Annotated in this window: 20 protein-coding genes; 9 read left to right on the forward strand and 11 right to left on the reverse strand. The window is 66.5% G+C overall.

Going from position 1 to position 19,026, the window contains the following annotated elements; translation table 11 throughout:
• Positions 1-183: 183 nt before the first annotated feature.
• From ftsZ to ACFQEY_RS02025, 3 genes are all read right to left on the reverse strand, one after another.
• Positions 184-1,401 (reverse strand): cell division protein FtsZ, encoded by a 1,218-nt coding sequence (ftsZ, locus tag ACFQEY_RS02015; RefSeq protein ID WP_379764292.1) that lies wholly within the window; start codon positions 1,399-1,401, stop codon positions 184-186.
• A gap of 4 nt (positions 1,402-1,405) precedes the next feature.
• Positions 1,406-1,585, reverse strand: coding sequence for a ribbon-helix-helix domain-containing protein (locus ACFQEY_RS02020; protein WP_379764294.1), 180 nt, complete (start codon positions 1,583-1,585; stop codon positions 1,406-1,408).
• Between the two features lie 216 nt (positions 1,586-1,801).
• A complete protein-coding gene (locus ACFQEY_RS02025) occupies positions 1,802-2,404 on the reverse strand; it encodes a double zinc ribbon domain-containing protein (RefSeq protein ID WP_379764296.1) in 603 nt (200 codons plus the stop codon).
• 203 nt (positions 2,405-2,607) lie between these two features.
• Between ACFQEY_RS02025 and ACFQEY_RS02030 the strand changes: the two genes are divergently transcribed.
• The 5 genes from ACFQEY_RS02030 (at position 2,608) to ACFQEY_RS02050 (ending at position 8,135) form a co-directional block, all read left to right on the forward strand.
• A complete protein-coding gene (locus ACFQEY_RS02030; RefSeq protein ID WP_379764298.1) occupies positions 2,608-3,093 on the forward strand; it encodes a DUF7518 family protein in 486 nt (161 codons plus the stop codon).
• Between the two features lie 23 nt (positions 3,094-3,116).
• The gene (gene smc, locus ACFQEY_RS02035) at positions 3,117-6,704 is read left to right on the forward strand and encodes a chromosome segregation protein SMC (protein WP_379764300.1); all 3,588 of its coding nucleotides are present in this window, start codon (positions 3,117-3,119) and stop codon (positions 6,702-6,704) included.
• Entirely contained in the window at positions 6,697-7,668 is a 972-nt protein-coding gene (locus ACFQEY_RS02040; RefSeq protein WP_379764302.1) for a segregation/condensation protein A, read from the forward strand. Before smc ends, ACFQEY_RS02040 begins: the two co-directional genes overlap by 8 nt.
• Positions 7,669-7,688: 20 nt before the next feature.
• Positions 7,689-7,814 carry a hypothetical protein gene (locus tag ACFQEY_RS02045; RefSeq protein ID WP_379764304.1) on the forward strand — a complete coding sequence of 42 codons (126 nt, stop codon included), beginning with the start codon at positions 7,689-7,691 and terminating at the stop codon, positions 7,812-7,814.
• Positions 7,815-7,916: 102 nt separating this feature from the next.
• Positions 7,917-8,135, forward strand: a complete 219-nt coding sequence (locus ACFQEY_RS02050) for a hypothetical protein (protein WP_379764306.1) — start codon at positions 7,917-7,919, stop codon at positions 8,133-8,135.
• 318 nt (positions 8,136-8,453) lie between these two features.
• Here the strand turns inward: ACFQEY_RS02050 and ACFQEY_RS02055 are convergent, their stop codons facing one another.
• The 7 genes from ACFQEY_RS02055 to ACFQEY_RS02085 all read right to left on the reverse strand — a co-directional run bounded on the left by ACFQEY_RS02055 (position 8,454) and on the right by ACFQEY_RS02085 (position 14,148).
• Positions 8,454-8,612, reverse strand: coding sequence for a hypothetical protein (locus ACFQEY_RS02055; RefSeq protein WP_379764308.1), 159 nt, complete (start codon positions 8,610-8,612; stop codon positions 8,454-8,456).
• Between the two features lie 233 nt (positions 8,613-8,845).
• Complete coding sequence (gene mtnP, locus ACFQEY_RS02060; RefSeq protein ID WP_379764310.1) at positions 8,846-9,712, reverse strand: S-methyl-5'-thioadenosine phosphorylase; 867 nt, start codon at positions 9,710-9,712, stop codon at positions 8,846-8,848.
• 43 nt (positions 9,713-9,755) lie between these two features.
• Positions 9,756-10,751: a YeiH family protein gene (locus ACFQEY_RS02065; protein WP_379764312.1), complete on the reverse strand. Its 996-nt coding sequence runs from the start codon at positions 10,749-10,751 to the stop codon at positions 9,756-9,758.
• On the reverse strand, positions 10,751-10,909 hold the full coding sequence (locus tag ACFQEY_RS02070; protein ID WP_379764314.1) for a hypothetical protein: 159 nt from the start codon (positions 10,907-10,909) through the stop codon (positions 10,751-10,753). Before ACFQEY_RS02070 ends, ACFQEY_RS02065 begins: the two co-directional genes overlap by 1 nt.
• Before the next feature lie 86 nt (positions 10,910-10,995).
• A complete protein-coding gene (locus tag ACFQEY_RS02075; protein ID WP_379764316.1) occupies positions 10,996-12,420 on the reverse strand; it encodes an FAD-dependent oxidoreductase in 1,425 nt (474 codons plus the stop codon).
• Between the two features lie 330 nt (positions 12,421-12,750).
• Positions 12,751-13,446 (reverse strand): HD domain-containing protein, encoded by a 696-nt coding sequence (locus ACFQEY_RS02080; protein WP_379764318.1) that lies wholly within the window; start codon positions 13,444-13,446, stop codon positions 12,751-12,753.
• A 6-nt stretch (positions 13,447-13,452) separates the two neighbouring features.
• Positions 13,453-14,148 (reverse strand): phosphoribosyltransferase, encoded by a 696-nt coding sequence (locus ACFQEY_RS02085; protein WP_379764320.1) that lies wholly within the window; start codon positions 14,146-14,148, stop codon positions 13,453-13,455.
• Positions 14,149-14,764: 616 nt separating this feature from the next.
• On the opposite strand from ACFQEY_RS02085, the gene gatB reads away from it, so the two are divergent.
• Genes gatB through ACFQEY_RS02100 form a run of 3 tightly spaced genes read left to right on the forward strand, consistent with a single transcriptional unit; the run spans position 14,765 to position 16,972 of the window.
• Positions 14,765-16,252: an Asp-tRNA(Asn)/Glu-tRNA(Gln) amidotransferase subunit GatB gene (gatB, locus tag ACFQEY_RS02090; protein ID WP_379764321.1), complete on the forward strand. Its 1,488-nt coding sequence runs from the start codon at positions 14,765-14,767 to the stop codon at positions 16,250-16,252.
• A 7-nt stretch (positions 16,253-16,259) separates the two neighbouring features.
• Entirely contained in the window at positions 16,260-16,478 is a 219-nt protein-coding gene (gene samp2 / locus ACFQEY_RS02095; protein WP_379764323.1) for a ubiquitin-like small modifier protein SAMP2, read from the forward strand.
• Positions 16,475-16,972, forward strand: a complete 498-nt coding sequence (locus ACFQEY_RS02100; RefSeq protein ID WP_379764325.1) for a GNAT family N-acetyltransferase — start codon at positions 16,475-16,477, stop codon at positions 16,970-16,972. Before samp2 ends, ACFQEY_RS02100 begins: the two co-directional genes overlap by 4 nt.
• Before the next feature lie 34 nt (positions 16,973-17,006).
• Here the strand turns inward: ACFQEY_RS02100 and ACFQEY_RS02105 are convergent, their stop codons facing one another.
• Positions 17,007-17,780 carry a cobalt-precorrin-7 (C(5))-methyltransferase gene (locus ACFQEY_RS02105; protein ID WP_379764327.1) on the reverse strand — a complete coding sequence of 258 codons (774 nt, stop codon included), beginning with the start codon at positions 17,778-17,780 and terminating at the stop codon, positions 17,007-17,009.
• Positions 17,781-18,205: 425 nt separating this feature from the next.
• Between ACFQEY_RS02105 and ACFQEY_RS02110 the strand changes: the two genes are divergently transcribed.
• On the forward strand, positions 18,206-19,024 hold the full coding sequence (locus ACFQEY_RS02110; RefSeq protein WP_379764329.1) for an RlmE family RNA methyltransferase: 819 nt from the start codon (positions 18,206-18,208) through the stop codon (positions 19,022-19,024).
• Positions 19,025-19,026 lie beyond the last annotated feature (2 nt).

Here is a 19,026-nt window from a genome sequence, read left to right on the forward strand (position 1 = left end):
CGGTGAGATCGACGATCGGCGGTGCGACTGACGATCGGCGGTGAGATCGACGATCCGCGGTGCGATTGACGCTCGACATCGACCATCAGAACCGAACCCGCCGCGTTCGAACCGGTCGCTCCGCTCGTCGGATAGGAAACGAAAACGGTCCCAATCGGCCGGTCTCGGTGACGGACCGGGGAGTCAGCGGATGACGTCGAGGCCGTTGTTCTTCTCGGTCGGCTCGGTGCCGCCGTCGGACTCCCACGCACCCTGCTCGGTGCCGCCGGAGACCGCGGCGTTGCCGGCGGTCCCGTTCGTCTCAGCCGCCCGCGAGCGCGAGTTGCCGGGGTCGTCGCCGTTGACCGCGGCTCGGGATCTGTCCGCCTGCTTCTGCGTGGAGGGGCCGAGCACCTGCGCGCTCTGGACGCCCGTCATGATGGCCATGACGCGGACCTTCCCCTTGTACTCGTCTTGGATCCGAGCGCCCCAGATCACGTTGGCGCTCGCTTCCAGCCGCTCGGTGATGTTGTTCGCGATCCCTTCGGCCTCTTTGAGCGTGAGGTCCGGGCCGCCCGTGATGTGGACCAGTCCGCCGGACGCGCCGCGGTAGTCCACGTCCAAGAGCGGGTGGTTCATCGCGTCGTTCACCACCTCCTGGGTCTTGTTCTTGTCCTGGGTCTCGCCCACGAGCATGACCGCCACGCCGCCCTGATTCATGATGGTGGACATGTCGGCGTAATCCAGGTTGATGAGGCTCGGCTGGGTGATCGTCTCGGAGATTCCCTTGACCGTCTCCGCGATGATCTGGTCCATCACGGAGAACGCCTTCCCGATCGGCAGGTTCGGGACGTAATCAAGCAGGCGGTTGTTGTCGAGGACGATGATCGAGTCAGCCTCGTTCCGGAGGTCTTCGAGCCCTTCCTCGGCTTTGACCGTGCGGGCGCGCTCGACGTTGAACGGCGTCGAGACCATCCCGACGACGATTGCACCCTGCTCTTTGGCGATCTTCGAAACGACCGGTGCTGCGCCGGTGCCGGTGCCGCCGCCCATGCCGGCGGTGACGAAGACGAGGTCGGCGTCGCCGAGCACCTCTTTTATCGTCCCCTGTGCCATTTCGGTGGCGCGCTCGCCCATCTTGGGGTCGCCGCCGGCCCCGAGTCCCTGTGTGAGGGACTTACCCACGAGGATCTTGGTGTCGGCCTCGACCATCTTGAGGTGCTGTTTGTCCGTGTTGATGGCGACGGTGTCGGCACCGTTGACGCCGATGTTGTACAGCCGGTTGATCGTGTTGTTGCCGGCTCCGCCGGCACCGACGATGACGATACGGGGGTCCCCGAACTCGTCGTCGTCCATGCTGACGTCCATGTCGCGCTTCTCCGCTTCCGCGTTGTCGAGGGCGTCCTGAACGAGGTCCTGCATCGTTCTACACCTTCGCCCAGTTGCGGCTGCGGCTGCGCTCCTCGCGCTCGCCGTCCTGTTCGTTCAACATGTCGCGGACGGCCGACCGGATCGCCTCGCTCCGGTTCGGGAACTCGCCCGTCTCGACCATCTGTTCGACCTCGTCAATCTGCTGTTTCGGGATTCGTAGTGTCACACGCTCCATTGGTATTCCCCCGGTAAGACGGCGAACACGCGACGCGTGTGTCTTACAGCGACGAATCGCCCGACGACGGAGAGATCCCCGCCGCGGACGGCCGCTGTAAGACGACCGTCTTACGCAATTGAAGTCACCAAGGCTACCATTATAAAACTACCGGCCAATGTAAGACAAATCCCGAAAACGGCTTATTTCGGACGTATACGGGCACCATACCACGAGTTATCGATCGTTCAACACGTCCGCCGCCGGGGTTCGGCGACCGCACCCCGGGCAGAACGCCCAGTCGGTTCGGAGCTCGTCCCCGCATTCGCAGAACGCTCTATGCGACCGCTTTTCACCGCAGTTCGGGCAGTACACGTGTCTTTCGGGGACAGTTTCACCGCATCCCCCACACGAGCTCGCGCGCGTTTGCATCTCCGACTCGGATCGCGTCTTACGTGTCGGCGCGTCCGCGTCGGTCGCCGTCTCACGCGTCACGACGGGTTCGTCCGCGTCGCTCGAACCGCTGGACGGGCCGTCGAGAGAGACGTTTACGTTGATCTCGCCGGGGGACCCGGGCGTGTACGCGGATCCCGACCGGACCGATCGATCGCCGAGTCGGTCGGCGAGCGCAGCGTCGAGCCTGTCGTCGATGAGATCGTCGACTCGGTCGGTCAACGCGTCGTCGACCGCCGCGTTCGATGCACCTGGCTCGCCCGGCGTATCGCCGACTCTGTCGAGGTGGGTCCGGAGCGCCTTCCGCATCACCTCGCTTTTGGAGGCGTCACACGCTTCCAGCCGTTCGACGAGGTTGTCGTCGGCTCGGAAGGTGATCTTGCTCATACCCCTGTGGTATAAACCCACAGTACAAGTATCTTCCCCCATCCCGGCTCGCGACGTCCGCCCCTCAGGCCCTCGAAACGTCCGGCAGCGGTCGTTTCGCCCGTCGGCCGGCCAGGACGTTCATTGTGAACGCGGATCATGATGCGTGATCACGCGTGTGTCTGACGCAGATTTATACGGCCCGCGTGGGCATACGTGTGTATATGAGTAACCGCGTCGAGGATCTCGAACGGCAGGTCGCGGAGTTACAGGCGGCGGTCAACGGACTCACCGAAGAGCTCGTGGAGATGAAAGAGCGCGTCCGACAGGTCGAAGACGCACAGGAAGTGGCCATCGAATCGGAGTCGGCCGACGCGTCGACGCCGAACGAGCGAGCCGCCGGGGACCGGACTGCCGAGGACCAGGATACCGAAGAGCCGTCCGCGCCGGCCCAATCCGGCGGCGAGCGACGGACCCACTCCGACGATCACGTCGAGGTCGTCGAGCGGACCGACGGCGCGTCCGACGGGGACGAGGCTGGAGACGCCGACGAGGCTGGAGACGCCGACGAGGCTGGAGACGCCGACGGGGACGAGGTCATCGTCCCCGAGCAGGAGGCGACGACACCGGATGCCGAAGCCGCTAAGGCCACGGAGTCGGAAGCGGAGGGCGACGAAGAGGAGTCGGACAGCGATATCATCGTCGCGTAGCCGACTCCGTACCTCCGTGACACATGCACATCACTGAAGTCGTTTTAGACGGGTTCAAGAGCTTCGGACGGACGACGAGGATCCCCTTTTACGACGACTTCACGGTCGTCACGGGACCGAACGGCTCCGGGAAGTCGAACATTATCGACGGGGTCCTCTTCGCGCTTGGACTGGCGCGTACCCGCGGGATCAGGGCCACGAAGCTCACGGACCTCATCTACAACCCGGGTCACGACGGCGGCGAGAACGCCGGCGGACCGAAGGAGGCCTCGGTGACGGTGGTGCTGTCGAACGCGGACGGGACGCTCGATCGGTCGCAGGTCGTCTCCGCCGCCGGCACGGAGAACGTCGGAGACGTCTCGGAGATCACGATCAAACGGCGCGTCAAGGAGACCGAGGAGAACTACTACTCGTACTACTACCTCAACGGGCGCTCGGTGAACCTCTCGGACGTGCAGGACCTCCTCGCGGCCGCCGGCGTCACCCCGGAGGGATACAACGTCGTGATGCAGGGCGACGTCACGGAGATCATCAACATGACCCCCTACCAGCGCCGGGGGATCGTCGACGAGATCGCGGGTGTCGCCGAGTTCGACGAGAAGAAGGAGGCGGCCTACGAGGAGCTGGAGACCGTCGAGGACCGGATCGGCGAGGCGGACCTCCGAGTCGGCGAGAAGCGGGATCGGCTCGACCGGCTGTCGGACGAGCGCGAGACCGCGCTGCAGTACCAGGAGTACCGCGACGAGCTGGAGGAGTACCGCGGCTTCCTCAAGGCCTCCGAACTGGAGGAGAAGCGGGAGTTGCTCGCGAGCGTCGAGGACGACATCGACGAGTCGGAGTCTGACCTCGAGGAACTTCGGTCGGAACTCGACGCCAGACAGGGGAAGCTCACCCGCTTGGAGGAGGACCTCGCGGACCTCAACCACGAGATCGAGACGAAAGGCGAGGACGAGCAGATCGAGATCCGCTCGGAGATCGAAGAGGTGAAAGGCGAGATCTCCCGGCTGGAAGACAAGATCGAGGCAGCCGAGGAGCGCGCCGCGGAGGCCGAGACCGAGCGGCGCGACGCGTTCGTCCAGATCGACCGGAAGGAGGAGACGATCGAGGAGTTGGACGCCGAGATCCGCGAGGTGAAAGTCGAGAAGGCCTCCGTCAAATCCGAGATCGCGACGAAACGCTCCGAGCTTGCCGACGTGGAGGGCGAGATCGAAGGGGCCGACACCGAGTTCGACGAGCTGAAGGCGGAGCTGTCGGAGAAAAAGGAGGCGATCGAGTCGCTCCGCGGAGAGAAAAACGAGCTACAACGCGAGAAGGACCGCCTGCTCGACGAGGCGCGTCGCCGCTCGAACGCGGTGAGCGAGGCGAGGACGGAGCTGGAGGAGGCTCGCGAGTCGCTCCCGGAGCACAACGCGCGCATCTCCGAACTGCACAGCGAGCTCGACAAGGCGGAGAAAAACGAGGAGACGATCGAGGACGCAGTCGCCGACCTGTTCGCCGAGAAGGCCGAGGAGAGCGAGCGGTTGGAGTCGGTCGAGGCGGACCTCCGCGAGAAGCAGAACGAGTACGCGAAGCTGGAGGCCGCCGCCGACCAGCGCGGAGACACCTCGTGGCCGCGCGCGGTGACCGAGGTGAAAAACGGCGGTATCGACGGGGTCCACGGCGCGGTCGGCGAGCTCGGATCGGTCGACGCGGAGTACGCCGAGGCCTGCGAGACGGCCGCCGGCGGGCGGCTCGCGAACGTCGTCGTCGACGACGACGGCGTCGGATCGACGTGTATCGACTACCTCAAGCGGCGCAACGCGGGGCGGGCGACGTTCCTTCCCATCACGAAGATGGACGATCGGAGCCTCCCGCGAAAGCCCTCGATGCCGGGCGTCGTCGACTTCGCGCGGAACCTCGTGGAGTACGACTCTCGGTACGAGTCGATCTTCTCGTACGTGCTCGGCTCTACCCTCGTCGTCGAAGACATGGCGACCGCCCGCGATCTGATGGGCGACTACCGTATGGTCACCCTCGACGGCGACCTCGTCGAGAAGTCCGGCGCGATGACGGGCGGCTCCGGCGGCGGTTCCCGGTACGCGTTCACCAAATCTGGGGGCGGGAAGCTCGAACGGCTCGCGACCGACATCTCGGAGTTGGAGGACGAACGGCAGTCCTTACAGGCCGAGATCGACGACCTCGAAAGCGACATCGACGACGCCCGCGACCGGAAGGCCGACGCCGCGGAGCGCGTCCGCTCGCTGGAGACGGATGTCGAGCGTGCTGAGGACGACCTGTCGGACGCCGAGGACCGCATCGAGGAGCTGGAGGCGGAGCTGGCGGAGCTGGAGGCGGAGCGCGAGTCGGTCGACGAGGAGATGAGCGATATCGACGGCGAGATCGACGAGCTCGACGGCGAGATCGACGAGCTCGACGGCGAGATCGACGATATCGAGACAGAGTTGGCCGATTCGAAGATCCCGGAGCTCTCCGAGCGCGCCGACGAGATCCGCGGGGAGATCTCGGAGCTGGAAGACCGCATGAGTTCGCTCGACGGCCGGCGCAGCGAGCTGGAACTGGAGAAAGGGTACGCCGAGGAAGCGGTCGACGATCTTCACGACACCGTCGAGGAGGCCCAGAATCGGAAGGCCGACGCCGAGGAAGCGATCGCCGACCACGAGGCGGCGATCGACGAGAAGGAGGAGACGCTGGCGGAGAAGCGCGAGTCCATCGCCGACTTGGAGGAGGAGCTCGCCGAACTGAAAGCCGATCGCGAGGATCTCCGCGAGGAGATCACCGAAGCGACCCGCGAGCGCGACGAACAGCGGTCGCTCGTTTCGGCGGCGGAGTCGGACCTCGAAGACCTGACCGACCGTCGAGACCGGCTCGACTGGGAGATCGACGAGCTGGAGTCGCAGGTGGGCGAGTACGACGCCGAGGAAATCCCCGACCTCGACGAAGTCGAGTCGCGGATCGAGGAGCTGGAGGCGGAAATGGAGGCGTTAGAGCCCGTGAACATGCTCGCGATCGACGAGTACGACGAGGTCCAGGAGGCGCTCGAAACGCTCCAGGAGCGCCGCGACGTGCTCGTCGAGGAGCGCGACGCGATCGAGGAGCGCATCGAGGGGTACGAGGCGGCAAAGAAGGAGACGTTCATGGAAACCTTCGAGTCGATCAACGAGCACTTCGAGGACATCTTCGCGCGGCTCTCGGCCGGCAGCGGCGAACTCCTCCTGGAGAACCCCGAGGACCCCTTCGAGGAGGGACTGACGATGAAGGCGCAGCCGGCGGACAAGCCGGTCCAGCGGCTCGACGCGATGAGCGGCGGCGAGAAGTCGCTGACCGCCCTTTCGTTCATCTTCGCGATCCAGCGGCACAACCCCGCCCCGTTCTACGCGCTCGACGAGATCGACGCGTTCCTCGACGCGGTCAACGCGGAGCGCGTCGGCGAGATGATCGAGGAGCTGGCCGCCGAGGCGCAGTTCGTCGTCGTCGGTCACCGCTCCGCGCTGTTGGAACGATCCGACCGCGCCATCGGCGTCACGATGCAGGGAGACAACCTCTCGGCGGTGACCGGGATGCAGTTCGGGGAGGACGGAGAGGACGAGGGGGAGGTGACCGCGGATGACTGAGCCGCCGGAGTCTGTCGGCGGAGGGGGAAGCGCCCCTGAAGGCGGTGACGGCGTCCCGGACCTCGACCTGACGAGCGAGCGCGACGGCGGCGTCGACGGATTTGCCGCCGACGGGCAAGCGGACAGCGCGGCAGGCGACGCCGAAGCATCGGGAGACCGCGACGCGGACGACGATGAAGTCGAGCCCGTCGAACTTCTCGTTCAGCTCGCCGAGGAGGGCGAGATCGAGCCGTGGGACATCGACATCGTGCAGGTGACCGACGCGTTCCTCTCGAAGCTCGACGAGACGGACCTCCGGACGACCGGACGGGCGCTCTTTTACGCCAGCGTCCTGCTCCGGATGAAAAGCGACGGAATGTTGGCCGACGACGATGACGACGAGGAGCCGGAGCCCGAGCCGTGGGAGCTCGCGATGGAGGGCGGCGCGCCGGACCCCGCCGACGGCGGCTTCGACCCGGTCGACGAGCTGGAGGCCGAGATGGACAGGCGGCTTGACCGGAAGAGCACGCGCGGCTCCCCGGAGACGCTCGACGAACTCGTTCGGGAGCTCCGCGAGGCTGAGCGCGGTTCGTGGTGGAAGGACTCGCGGCGGTACGACACCTCCGACTCGCCGAGCGGCTACGCGCGCGGCACGCAGACGCTCGATTACCACACCGGCGACGAGTTCCGCCGGGACGGCGAGCCGACCGCCGGCGAGGCGACCGACCGCACCCACGACGAGGACATCGAGGAGGTGATAGTGGAGATCGACCACGTCCTCCGGACCCACTTCGACCGCGGGCGGACGGAGGTGCTGTTCGCGGAGATCGAGAGCGCCGGCGGCCGGCCGTTCATGACGTACCTCGCGCTGCTGTTCATGGCTCACCGCGGGTCTGTGCGGCTCCAGCAGGACGACCTGTTCGGCGATCTATGGGTGAAAGATCCGTCCGCGATGACCGGCGAATCGGAAGCGATCGCGGACTGAAACGCACGGTCAGTGGTGATTTGCACTCGTTCGCGTATCGGCCGCTGTATTACACGCGGATCGTCGCGTGGGCGTTCTCGCCGCTGGTGCCGCTGCTCGTGCTCGCCGCAGCGGTCTTCCCGGGCACTGCGCCGGGAGCGGAGTAGTACCGGACCGCGTCGCTGGCGCTGTTCGGGATCCTCTTCGTCTACACCCTGGTCGGTGCCGTCGGATACGACAAACACCCGCTCACGTGGCCCGTATACATCGTGTTGACGCCCATCGCCTTCCTCGCGCATTCGATCGGCGCGCTGTGGGGCGTCGTGAGTCCCGTGACGACGTTCGAGGTGACGGAGAAGGTGACGCCCGACGCGATCGAGCGGGTTCACGATTCGATGGAATCCGGTGCGTTACACGAGCACGACGGGTCCGAGCGGTTGATGCGGGAGGAAGGCCAAGCGTTCACCTTCGACGTGTTCGACGATTAGAGGGGCGTTCAACGTCGTAATATCTCATGTATACGTGGCCGTTTGCGTGACGGCACTTTGCACCGTGACGACCGCACACGTATCAATCGTCGCTGTCGTCGATACAGGCACCACCCGAAGCGCCGCACTCACTCGCTTTGCTCCGTTCGAACCCGTTCTGCAGAGAGATTTGCGCCTGAAACCGCCGTTCGCTGAAGGCTGCCTCTTGGGCTTCGGTGAAATCCTACCTTCAGATACATTCTCACTAGAATCAGCTTATCGCTGAAGAGTGCGTATTTCACACGGGAACCGTGCCTCGGCGTTAGTATTCGAACATCGTCAGATGAAAATGGAGACGGCCCAGTAAAATGTCCCAAATATCAGTATGAGGGTTAGAAGAATAGCGAACCATGTGCGACCATCGCCCGGAATATCGGGCACTTCCGAGGGATAATACGGCGAAAGTGGATTATCCGGTTTCGGGTCGTTGTCGTCCATGTGCAATGTGTCCGGTCGGCTGGGTAATTACCGTTTGGTGGGCTTTCGCCAACTAAAATTGCAATTTCACGTGAGTGGTGTTGGTGCCGGTTGTGTATCGGTCGTTGCCGGCGCGGTGAGCTGTTGTGTATCCGGCGTTGATCGCTTATAAAGCGTTGCTGGCTCGGTAAACACCTCCAACGCTCCAGTCGCCGGCGGGGAGCGCCGGTGACGCCACCGCACCGCACACTTATTTATAAGTAGTCGCCGAGGAGCGGCTCGACGCGCTCGCGGGTGGCTGTGGGAATCGCCTCGGTGGGCGTGTTGACGGTGCCGTCGAGGGAGGTGTGCGCGTCGCACGCGAGGTCGTCGGGGAGCGTCCGCACCGCCTCCTCGACGGCGGCCTCGATGGCTTTCTGGTTCGTCTCGGCGTTTTCGAGGACTTCCGCGAGCGTCACCTCGCTATCTTCCTTCCAGACGTCGTAGTCGGTGACGCCGGCGATCGTCGCGTACGCGATCTCGGCCTCGCGGGCGAGCTTCGCCTCGGGGATCGCGGTCATGCCGACGAGGTCCCACCCCTGGCTCTTGTAGAACTCCGACTCCGCGCGCGTCGAGTACTGCGGCCCCTCGATGCAGACGTACGTGCCGCCCTTCACGACATCGGTGTCGGCGGGCGCGGCGGACTCCGCGGCGTCGGTGAGGTGATCGACCAGCTCGGGGCTGTACGGGTCCGCGAACGGCTGGTGGACGACGACGCCGTCACCGTAAAACGAGAGGTCGCGGTGTTTCGTCCGGTCGTAGATCTGATCGGGGACGACGAGCGTGCCGGGCTCCAGTTCCGCTTTGAGACTGCCGACCGCGTTCGACGCGAAGACGTGGGTGACGCCAGCCTTTTTCAAGGCGTACATGTTCGCGCGGTACGGGAGGTCCGTCGGCGAGACGCCGTGGTTCGAGCCGTGCCGCGGGAGGAACGCGATCTCTTTCCCGGTGTCCGCGAACTCGCCGATCGTGATCGCGTCGCTCGGCTCGCCGTATGGCGTGTCGTACTCGACCTCGCGCACGTCGTTCAATGGCAACGCCTCGTAGATTCCGCTGCCGCCGATGAACCCGATGGTGCTCATACCCAGAGTGCGCCCGCTCGCTACTTATAAGAAATGAACTGCGTTACAGCAGCCACCGCACCGCCGCCAGCGCCAGCGCGCTCACGACGAGCAGATGGACGAGCACGGCGGCGACGGCCGCGCCGCCGACCTCGCGCATCTCCCGAATCCGGATCGAGAGCCCGAGCCCGACGAACGCCAGCGTGAACAGCGCGTCCGAGACTCGTCCGATCGAGTCGAGCGCGGCCGGCGAGAGCAGTCCGCTGTTGGCAATCGCGGCGACCACGAGGAACCCGAGGAGGAACTTCGGGAACTCCGACCACAGCCGACGCACGCCGGGATCCGTCGCCGACCGCGCGGCGTAGGTGAGCGAGTAGACGATCGCGACGCCCCCGAGAAGCGAGTTGCGCGCGAGCTTCGTCACGGTCGCCCACTGGCCTGCCTCGGGCGAGTGCGCGAATCCCGCGGCCGCCACGGGGCCGGTCGAGAACATGCTCACGCCGGCCCAGACGCCGAACTGGCGACCCGTCAAATCGAGCCACTCGCCGGCGAGCGGGAACGCGACGAGCGTGACGGCGTCGAAGAGGAGCACGGTCGCCGCCGCGAAGGTGATAGCAGATCCCCGCGCGTCGAGCACGCGCCCGATCGCGACGACGGCGGAGACGCCGCAGATGCTCGCGCCCGCGGCCAAGAGTGAGGGCGTGGTCCCGTCGAGACGAAAGATGACCCGCGCGATCAGCTCGGCGAGGAGCAGCCCGCCGCCGACCGCGACGACGACGAGGCCGAGGACGGTCGGCCCGGCGGCGAGGAATTCCTCGACGACGACCGCCGCGCCGAGCAGGACGATTCCGGTCTCCAAAAACAGCGTGTCGACGCCGGCACCCGGCTCGGCGGCCGCGGGCGTGCCGACCGTGTTACCGACGATCGCGCCGACGCCGACGGCGACGACGAGCGGCTGGAGCCCGTCCACCGCGCCGGCGACGAGAGTGGCTAGGAGCGCCCCGGCAGCGAGCAGCGCGAGACCCGGAACGTACGGTCGAACGGCGGCGACGACGCCCATCAGAGGAAGGCGGCCGCGGTTTGCCCGGCGACGTGAACGACGACGATACCCAGTCCGAGCGCGAGCGCTTGCCATCCGCGGTCGAGCGCGATCCAACGGTCGACCAGCGGTGAGTCAGAACGGTCGGCGGCGGGCGGTTCGGCGGCGTCCGTGGTCATTGTCTGTCCGTCATCACGGCACTACTTACCGATATCGCTCGCGGCACGAACCTCGGATAGAATCGGGAGAATCGGGGCGCTCGGAGTCAGTCGTCGGCTTCGGCGGCGATCGGATCGTCGTCGGTGCGCGAGTCGTCGGTCTCGGTAGCGGAAGGTGATTCCGATTTCTCGTCGTCGAGCCGCGGGAAGTTCTCGATCGTCGCGTCGCGGAAGGCGTCCTCGTCGAACTCGCGGTCCTCGTCGAAGAAGTCGAGGACGATCCGCACGTCGGTCATCGCGTTTTTCAGTGCGGTCGACGCACCGGGGGAGGGCGTGATGTTGAACAGGATACCGTCGCCGGTGATCTTCGCTTCGCCCATGTCGAGCTCCTTGTTCTCCGTGTCGACGATCTGCGGGCGCACGCCGCCGTACCCCTTCGCACGCTCGATGTCGCCGGCCTCGACGGTCGGCACGACCTTCTGGACGTTCGGGAGGAAGGCTCGCTTACCGAATTCGGGAATGTCGTACACGAGGTTCCGCACGACGTACGGGAACAGAATGCGGTCCGAGAGGACGTTGGCGTAGCTCAGGAACGACGCGAGGTTCAAGCCGAACACGTCCGCGAAGTCGCTCACGGTGGAGATATCTCCGCGTTCGAGGGCGGGGACGACCTTCGCGGTCGGGCCGAACCGGGTGACGGTGTCGTCGTGTACGTCGGCGTCGCCGTGGACCGCCGCGAACGGGAGTTTCTTCATCTGGAGGGTGTACACCTTCCCGTTCAGCAGGTCGTCGGCGAGGAAGAAACTCCCCGCGACCGGCAGCAACGACTTGTTCTCGCCGTACCCCATTTCCTTCGCGAACTGGAGGCTGTGTGACCCGGCGGCGACGACCACGGCGTCGGCCTCGAAGTCGCCGTCGTCGGTTTCCACGGTGAACCCGTCGCGCTCCTCGTCGACGTTCGTCACCGCGGTCCCGAGGTGAACCGAGACGCCGTCCTCCTCGCGGGCGGCGTCGACGAAGGAATTGGCGACCGCGCCGTAGTCGACGACGTACCCGTCCGGCGTCTGGAGCGCCTTGAGGGCCGTGCTCGGATCGCGTCCCTCGACGACCTTCGGTTCGAGTTCCCGGATCTCCTCGCGACCGATCTCCCGCAGCTTCGGGAAGAGGTCGCCGAACCCCTCGTCGTGGTATCGCTTCTCCAGTTTGCCGGTCTCCTCGTCGCCGACGCCGAGCACCATCTTGCTCCGCTTGCTGTGCATCTCCCGCTCGGGATCGTTGCCTTCGAGGTAGCCGGCGAGCAGCTCGGCCCCCTCCTTGACCTCTTCCGCCTTCTCTAAGGTGTAGTTCGTCTCGATGTCCCCGAAATGGAGCGTCTGGGAGTTGTTCGTCCGGTCGGAGTTTATCGCTGCGATCTCCCGTTCCTTCTCTATCAGGGTCACGTCGTCCACGTCGGTGAACTTCGCCACCGTGTACAGCAGCGACGCCCCGCTGATACCCCCGCCGACGATGATCAGATCAGTGTGCTCGGACATGCGTGGTGAAAGCTCTCACTCGCCGAAACGGACTCAGGCATTAACGTTCTTGCTATCTGTTCGCGCTGATCCGGCGGTAGAGGGCCTACAGTCGTCTATTTCTGGGTTCGACAAGTGTCGAATACCTCTCCCTTCAGCTATCGCTCGGACCGCCCGCGCGAACGCCGTCTCCCTGCACTCCGCTCCGCATTCCGGTCTGCACTGCGCTCCGCGCTCCTGTCTGCACTCCGCTCCGCGCTCCTGTCTGCGCTCCGACGATCGCTGAACAACGCTCCGACGATCAGCTGCACAACTTCCTCGCGTCCTCCGCGGCGCGAGCGTCCCGAACGACTACGCGCCGTCCTCCCCGTTGCGGGTCCCCTCGACATCCCCGGCGTCCGTGACGTCGCGGGCGTCCCCGGCGTCGCGGGCGTCGCGGTATCGGGCGCGGAGTCGCTCGAACAGCGCGCGACCGGCGTCGGTTCGCAACCGCGGTTCGGTCGTCGCGAAGAACTCGTCGAGGTCGTCGTACTCGCGGAAGGCGTCCGGGTCGCCGTCGACGGGGTCGTACCGTTCGGCGCGCTCGTAGGCGATCGCCTGTAGACAGACGTCGAGAAGGTCACACTCCTTGACGAGCACCGCCTCGGGCGACTCGCGGGCCTCGTACGCCTCCCACGCGTCGCGGACGCGGTCCGGCAGCGGTCCAGCGAGGTCGCGCATCGCCTCGCGTTCGATCGTCTCCTTCTCGCTCGGATCGACCGTCTCCGCCGTCGAGTCGGCGCGCGTCGCCACGTCGCCCGTCTCCGCCTCGGCGACGTCGTGAACGACGGCGAGCCGGAGTGCGCCGTCGAGGTCGACGTCGGGGAGGTCCGCGCGGAAGCGATCGCCGAGCGCCAACACGAGGTACGCGACGCCCCACGCGTGGGCGGCGACCGATTCGGGGTCGTCGACGCCGCGGAGCTGCCAGCCGGTGCGCCGCTCGTCTTTGAGCGCGTAGGCGTCGAGGAGGGCGTCTATCGTCGGATCGCGCGCGTCCGCTGGATCCATCGGCGGCTACCCGGTCAGCGTCCAAGCGTCGTCGCCGGTGGGTTCGATCACGTCGCGGCGGACCATCTCGTCTATCACTTCGTCGAGGCGGTCAGGCTGGGCGACCTCCATCTCGATGCGGCCGATGCTGTGGAACTCCTCCAGGTAGTGGCGGAGGTCCTCGCGGTCGAACGCGTTCCGGTCCGCGCGCTCCATCGCGCCCTCGGTCAGGTCGATCATGTCTTCGAGGAAGTTCCACGGGTAGACGACCCACGTCCACTGTTCGAGTCGCTCCCCGACGAAATCCGGCTGGAACTCGGAGGTGCCGAGCAGCTGGAGCGTGGCGGTGCGGACCTCGCCGGGATTTCGGTCCTCGACGTACTCCTCGGCCCGGCGGATCGAGCCGCCCGTGTCGGCGATGTCGTCGATGATCAGGACGTTCTTCCCCTCCACGCTCCCCTCGGGCATCGGGTACCGGATCTGCGGCTCGCCGCTCTTCTGCGCGGCCCCGACGTAGTGTTCCATCTTGAGACTCGTCAGGTCGTTGAGCCCGAGGAAGTCGCAGATACACCGCCCCGCGAACCAGCCGCCGCGCGCCAGCGCGACGACCACGTCCGGCTCGAAGTCGGCCCGTTTCACCGCGTTCGAGACGTTGCGACAGAGCCCGTAGATGTACTCCCAGTTGGTGAGGGTGCAGTCGAAGTCGTCCGGGAGATCGCTCATACGCCCGTTCCTCCCACCCGCGCGCTCATAAGGGTTTAGCAACGTTCCCGAACGGAGACGACCACAGTGAGAACCACGCTGTGACCCACACAGAAACACCGCGGTGGCGCGCCTCCGAGCGGCCGCTTATAAGCGGCCGCGAGGAGCCCGCGAGGGACGCGGTGAGCGCTCGCAGAGCGCGAACCGCGAGGCTGGGGAGGCGTGAGGTGCGGGTGCGGTCCCGCGAGTAGGGCGAGCGGGAGTACGGAAGTCGCAGCGCCGAGCGGAGCGAGGCGATCGTCTTCCGGTGGTACGGTGCGGGGTGGGATTCAAAGGGGCAGTCGCGAGGACGGCGCAGGCGACGTAAGCACCGCAGGAACGAGTAACACGAGTGACGAGGAGCGCAGCGAGCGCGCGCCGTCCTCGTGACTGGGGCGTTGTGAGTGTTCTCCGCACAGCGGTTGGTCATTTATAAGATATCAGCTGAGACTTCGGAGACGCCCACGTCCGACCGCTAATCAATCGCTTATAAATCAGAGCCACGAACTCGACTCTCCAAAGTCGAGGCGATCAAACATCAGCACACACCGTATCGGTCCCGACACGATTTAGGTGGCCCGCACGCAACGGGTCGGTAATGAGCACTCAGGCCGCGACGGAGGAGCGGACGGTCGTGATCGGGCTGGAGGTCCACGTCCAGCTCGAAACCGACACGAAGGTCTTCTGCGGCTGCTCGACGGACGCCGCCGAGGACGAGGAACCAAACACGCGAACGTGCCCGACCTGCCTCGGGCTACCGGGCGCGCTGCCGGTCCTCAACGAGGCCGCCGTCGAGGCCGCCGTCAAGATCGGCAAGGCGATCGACGCCGACATCCCCGAGACGACGACGTTTCATCGGAAGAACTACTACTACCCCGACCTGCCGAAGAACTTCCAGCTCACCCAGTACGACGCACCGATCTGCCAGTCCGGCGAGCTCGAGGTCCGCGTCGACGACGAGCCTCGCAGCATCGGGATCACCCGTGCGCACCTCGAAGAGGACCCCGGCAGCCTCCAGCACGCCGGCGGCTCCATCGAGTCGGCGACGCACACCCTCGTGAACTACAACCGCGCCGGGACCCCCTTGATGGAGATCGTCACGGAGCCGGACTTCCGCTCGCCCGCGGAGACCCGGGCGTTCCTCGCGAAGTTAGAGGAGGTCCTCGAATATCTCGGCGTCTTCGACCCGACCCGCGACGGGAGCCTGCGCGTCGACGCCAACGTCTCCTTAGTCCCCGAGGAGGACGTCGACGACGACGGAACCATCACCGACGAGGCCCTCGCCGACGTGAACCGCGCCGAGGTGAAGAACATCTCCAGTCACAAGGGCGCGGAGCGGGCGCTGGCGTACGAGGTCACCCGCCAGGAGAACGTGCTCCGTCGGGGTCGCAAGATCGAACAGGAGACCCGGCACTGGGACGAGGCGCGCGGCGTCACCGTCTCGATGCGCTCGAAGGAGGCCGAGAAGGACTACCGCTACTTCCGAGAGGCCGACCTTCCCGCGCTGGAGGTCGCGGACTGGAAGGAGACGATTCCGATCCCGGAGCTGCCCGACGCTCGACGGGAGCGCTTCCGCGAGGAGTACGGGCTGGACCGCGAGTCGGCCTCGAAGCTCACCTCCACGAAGGCGGTCGCCGACTTCTTCGAGGACGTCGCGACCGAGTTCGACGCCGAGCTGGCGGCGACGTGGGTCGCGGACAACCTCCTCGGCGAGCTCAACTACCGCGAGATGCAGATCACGGACGTCGAGGACCGCCTCGACGAGTTTAAACGCCTGATCGAACTGGTCGCCGCCGAGGAGCTCACCGTCAAGAACGCCGAGGAGATAGTCCTCCGCGAGATGCTCGACGAGGGTGAAGATCCCGACGCCGTCGTCGATCGCGAGGGGCTCGGCAAGGCGGAAAGCGGCGAGGTCGAGGCCGCGGTCGAAGCCGCGATCGACGACAACCCGGACGCGGTCGACGACTATCACGACGGCGACGCGGGCGCGATCAACTTCCTCGTCGGGCAGGTGATGCAGGCTACCGGCGGGAGCGCCGACCCCGGACAGGTGAACGGGCTGCTCCGCGAGGAACTGGACGGATAGGTCCTTGATGCGTGTAACCGTCGAGGTCGTCGGCGAGGGGACAGCGGAGTACGACCTTCCCGACGACGCCACCTACACCGACCTGATCCGCGAGGCCGACTACCACCCGCAGGAGGCGTCCATCCTCGTCGACGGCTCGCCGGTCCCCGGCGACCGCGTCGTCGACGCGGAGACGGTCCAACTGCTCAGGCTTATCAAGGGCGGCGCGACGGACGATCGGGAGTGACCGAGGAGAACGCTCCCGGAGGGCCACCCGAAGGGATCGCCATCGGGCCCGCCACCCCCGACGACCGCCTCGACGTCCTCCGCGTGCTCGACGCCGCGATGCTGAAGACCGACGCCGAGACCGTCGACGCCTCGATCGCCGCCGGAGACGCCCTCGTCGCCCGATTCGAGCGGACGGATGCCGTCGTCGGCGCGCTGGTCCCCACGCGACCCGACCCGCATCGGCTTCACGTCGACGCCGTGGCTGTTCGCCGAGCGCGTCGCGGTCGCGGTATCGGCTCCGCGCTCGTCGCGCGGGCGGTGCGACGGGCCGAGCGGGACTCCGGAGTCAACGCCGTCATCGCCGAATTCGACCCGGGACTGGAAGGTTTTTATACCGATCTCGGGTTCGACGCGGCTCCGGCGGTGGGTTCTGACGAGTCCGACCGATTGCGGGGTCGCCGTCGAGTCGGCGAGGGCGACGACCGCGCGAATCCTGACGACCGACGCGGCTGAGTTGACGAATCTCTCCCGTGGGTCCCGTCCCGGATCAGGCGCGGACGACGAGCACGGACAGGTCGGAGAAGGCGGTGTCGTCGGGGCCGTCACCGCCGGCACCGTCGGCGAGCGTTCCCAGATCGGTCCGCGTGAGACGCTCGTCGGGGTGCGTCAATCGCTCGCAGACGAGCGCGTCGAGGCTCAGGCCCGCACCAGCGTCGACGAGTTGGGCCGCGACGTCCTCGGGCATCCAGTCGTACGGTCGCGGGATCACGATCAGGTGGCGGTCGCCGACGGCCCGACCGAGACGGTCGAGCGCGCGCGAGACGTCACCCCTGACGTGCAGGGTCTCGAAGACGGAGTCTTCGAGCGGTGTGCGCGCGCGACTCGCGGCCACCTGTACCGAGGAGATCCCGGGGACGACCGCGACCGGCGCGTCGATGGCAGCCTCGACTTTCCCGAGGAACTGATAGCCGGAGTGGTTCGGATCGCCCATGAACACCGCGACCCCGCGCGCGCCGTCGGCCACGCGAGCGGCGAACCGGCCGAGCGCCTCGGGCTCGTCGCGGTAGCCGCAGGGAATCAGTTCCGCCGCAGTCTCGTCGGCGACGTACTCGACCACCGTCTCGAACCCGACGACGACGTCCGCGTCCCGGAGCAGCCGACCCGCACGCCGAGTCAGCAGCTCGGTGTTTCCGGGACCGATCCCGACGGCGTGGACGACGCGTCCCTCCTCGACGCCTTTGCGTGGCGGTTCGGGCGCTGCGCTCGCCGCCGCACCGGGGGAGTCCGGAAGCGTCGGCGCGTTCGCGTCTCCGTCGCTCACGACGCACCCGCCTCGTCGTGGCGCGTCGTGGTCGTCGTCTCGATCGAGGGTGCCATGGAATTGGTCGGTACGGTGCGTGACACTGTGACGCGTTCCGACGGGTGGGCGTGGCTAAACCCTTGTGCGTCGTCGCTGTCGAGGTGGACATCGCGTCGCTGCCGGGAACGTTCACGCCGCGTCGCGGCCGACGGCACGTCCCGGTTGGGCTGCCGAGTACCCGCCAGCTGGAAGTCACCGCTCGGCGATCCGCCGTTCGATGTATCTTTCCGGCTCGACGGCATCCGTTCCCATATGAACGCAAATTCGCTCGCGACCCAGGGGTCGCCCGCGGCCAGGGGTTCGCCCACGGCCAGGGATTCGCCCGCGGCCAGGGGTTCGCCCGCGGTTCGAACGGGGGTCGCACCGCCACGACCGGTGAGACCCGTATGAGCGGCAAAGACGACTACTACAACCGATCGAAACAGCAGGGGTATCGGAGCCGGGCCTCCTACAAGCTGAAACAGCTCGACGAGGAGGCGACCCTCTTCGAGCGCGGCGACACCGTCGTCGACCTCGGAGCCGCGCCCGGCGGGTGGCTGCAGGTCGCCGCCGAGGAGGTGGGGGAGTCGGGAACCGTCGTCGGCGTCGACCTCCAGCGCATCGACGACTTCGACGAGCACGACGTGGAGACGCTCCGCGGCGACATGACCGAAGAGCGAACCCGCCACTACCTACGCGAGGCGATCGGCGAGCGCGGCGCGGACGTGGTCATCTCGGACATGGCCCCGAACATGACCGGCGAGTACGCCTTGGACCACGCCCGATCGGTCCACCTCGCGCGGCAGGCGTTCGACGTGGCCGAGGAACTGCTCGCGCCCGGCGGCGACTTCGTCGTGAAGGTGTTCCAGGGCGAGGATCTGGACGCGTTTCGCGAGGACGTCCGCGGGGAGTTCGAGTACCTCCGGACCGTCTCACCGCCGGCTTCGCGCGACTCCTCCTCGGAGGTGTACCTCGTCGCCAAGGGGTTGAACACGGCCCCCGTCGCGGCCGGCGACCGACTGGAGGTGACCGTCGAGGAACTGGGTGACGAGGGCGACGGGATCGCCTACGTCGAAGGGTACTCTCTCTTCGTCGACGACGCCGCGGTCGGCGAGACCCTGACCGTCCTCGTCGAGGACGTCAAGCCGCGGTTCGGATTCGCGGAACGGGTCGATGCCGACGAGGGCGGCGACGGAAACGGAGACGAAAACGGCGACGAGGAGTAACG

The organism is Halorubrum trueperi (genome assembly GCF_042662525.1).
Taxonomy (GTDB): Archaea; Halobacteriota; Halobacteria; order Halobacteriales; family Haloferacaceae; genus Halorubrum; species Halorubrum trueperi.

Coding starts and splice junctions, on each gene's coding strand:
- ACFQEY_RS02070 (WP_379764314.1), bottom strand. CDS start 10,909: ATGACCACGGACGCCGCCGAACCGCCCGCCGCCGACCGTTCTGACTCA.
- ACFQEY_RS02065 (WP_379764312.1), bottom strand. CDS start 10,751: ATGGGCGTCGTCGCCGCCGTTCGACCGTACGTTCCGGGTCTCGCGCTG.
- smc (WP_379764300.1), top strand. CDS start 3,117: ATGCACATCACTGAAGTCGTTTTAGACGGGTTCAAGAGCTTCGGACGG.
- ACFQEY_RS02110 (WP_379764329.1), top strand. CDS start 18,206: ATGAGCGGCAAAGACGACTACTACAACCGATCGAAACAGCAGGGGTAT.
- ACFQEY_RS02055 (WP_379764308.1), bottom strand. CDS start 8,612: ATGGACGACAACGACCCGAAACCGGATAATCCACTTTCGCCGTATTAT.
- ACFQEY_RS02080 (WP_379764318.1), bottom strand. CDS start 13,446: ATGGATCCAGCGGACGCGCGCGATCCGACGATAGACGCCCTCCTCGAC.
- ACFQEY_RS02030 (WP_379764298.1), top strand. CDS start 2,608: ATGAGTAACCGCGTCGAGGATCTCGAACGGCAGGTCGCGGAGTTACAG.
- gatB (WP_379764321.1), top strand. CDS start 14,765: ATGAGCACTCAGGCCGCGACGGAGGAGCGGACGGTCGTGATCGGGCTG.
- ACFQEY_RS02040 (WP_379764302.1), top strand. CDS start 6,697: ATGACTGAGCCGCCGGAGTCTGTCGGCGGAGGGGGAAGCGCCCCTGAA.
- mtnP (WP_379764310.1), bottom strand. CDS start 9,712: ATGAGCACCATCGGGTTCATCGGCGGCAGCGGAATCTACGAGGCGTTG.
- ACFQEY_RS02085 (WP_379764320.1), bottom strand. CDS start 14,148: ATGAGCGATCTCCCGGACGACTTCGACTGCACCCTCACCAACTGGGAG.
- ACFQEY_RS02025 (WP_379764296.1), bottom strand. CDS start 2,404: ATGAGCAAGATCACCTTCCGAGCCGACGACAACCTCGTCGAACGGCTG.
- ACFQEY_RS02075 (WP_379764316.1), bottom strand. CDS start 12,420: ATGTCCGAGCACACTGATCTGATCATCGTCGGCGGGGGTATCAGCGGG.
- ftsZ (WP_379764292.1), bottom strand. CDS start 1,401: ATGCAGGACCTCGTTCAGGACGCCCTCGACAACGCGGAAGCGGAGAAG.
- samp2 (WP_379764323.1), top strand. CDS start 16,260: ATGCGTGTAACCGTCGAGGTCGTCGGCGAGGGGACAGCGGAGTACGAC.
- ACFQEY_RS02020 (WP_379764294.1), bottom strand. CDS start 1,585: ATGGAGCGTGTGACACTACGAATCCCGAAACAGCAGATTGACGAGGTC.